Source organism: Paenibacillus sp. MER 99-2 (assembly GCF_023714095.1).
In the GTDB taxonomy this organism is placed as follows: Bacteria; Bacillota; Bacilli; order Paenibacillales; family Paenibacillaceae; genus Paenibacillus.
Genome location: NZ_JAMAUZ010000030.1, coordinates 1 through 483 on the forward strand (window position 1 = coordinate 1; position 483 = coordinate 483).

Genomic DNA, 483 nt, shown 5'->3' on the forward strand with positions numbered 1-483 from the left:
ATCATGTTCACTTTGCGGCCGATACGGTCCATAAACGGCACGACTAAGCTTAATCCCGGCTGCAGCGTCTGGGTAAAACGCCCGAAGCGCTCCACCGTCCACTGGTAGCCCTGCGGGACAATTTTCACCGCCGCGGCCACAATAACCAGCGCGACGAAAATAAGGATAGGAATAAAAATTAGCATCAAAAACCTCCTGTCTTGTTGCCTGGCGGGGCGCTACAAGGAAATAGCGCATGTTTAAACTGAGTATATCTTTCTCCTCATCCTGGAGAAAGGAAAGTGCGGTAAACTAGCGGTGTTTCAGAAAATAATCAGGAAGACTCATGAAGGAAAATAACGCGCTTTTGCGTCTCGACGGTGTGGGGTTTAAGACCGACGATGCCGTTATTTTACACAATATCAATTTTCAGCTTCGCGCCGGAGAATTCAAGTTGATTACCGGCCCTTCCGGCTGCGGGAAAAGTACCTTGCTGAAGATTAT

2 protein-coding genes are annotated in these 483 nt (G+C 48.7%); one reads left to right on the plus strand and one right to left on the minus strand.

The features are described 5' to 3' along the window. A partial coding sequence (locus M3636_RS29120) for an SPFH domain-containing protein (protein ID WP_353056329.1) occupies positions 1-185 on the minus strand: 185 nt, incomplete at its 3' end. A gap of 140 nt (positions 186-325) precedes the next feature. Here M3636_RS29120 and M3636_RS29125 point away from each other — a divergent pair. Then, positions 326-483: ATP-binding cassette domain-containing protein (locus tag M3636_RS29125; protein WP_251384752.1), on the plus strand; the 158-nt coding region annotated here is incomplete at its 3' end.